The sequence below is a fragment of the Altererythrobacter lutimaris genome, from assembly GCF_013371495.1.
Classification (GTDB): domain Bacteria; phylum Pseudomonadota; class Alphaproteobacteria; order Sphingomonadales; family Sphingomonadaceae; genus Erythrobacter; species Erythrobacter lutimaris_A.
In genome coordinates, this window is sequence record NZ_JABWTA010000020.1 from 1 (window position 1) to 475 (window position 475).

General features: G+C 60.2%; 1 protein-coding gene. It reads left to right on the forward strand.

Annotated features, from left to right (window positions below):
• Positions 1 to 475, forward strand: a 475-nt coding sequence (locus HUO12_RS14360; RefSeq protein ID WP_176274498.1) for a DEAD/DEAH box helicase family protein, incomplete at both ends; no start/stop codon positions are given.

Sequence of the window (475 nt, forward strand, 5' to 3'; positions counted from 1 at the left end):
CTGCTGAGGCGCTGATCGCGGTCCTGCCTGCGCCAGCACGTCAGGCCGCAGGAAGCCGGATATCAAACCTTGATTGGGCGCGATTGGCACTTGCTGTTGTCGGACCAAGTATTCTTGCCAAACTGACCGATAGCCTTGCTGCGCAGGGCTTGGCGCCCCCGCAGAGGTGGGGCGGAGAGCCTGCCCGCTTATTCGTTCTCGAGCTTGGTTTTCCCGCTGAGTTTGCGGCCAGAGCCAGCGTCAGGCGCGAGCCTGAGCTCACGATCAGCGGCCCAATAGATCTACCCGGCCTCCATGATTATCAGGAGGAAATCCTGGAAGGTCTAAGGGACCTGCTGGTTTCCAGATCCGGACGACGTCGTGCGGTCGTCAGCTTGCCCACAGGTGGTGGTAAGACCCGTGTGGCCGCAGAAGCAGTGGTCAAACTGGTTCTGAACGATTCCCAAAAGCGAACTGCGTTATGGGTCGCGCAGAC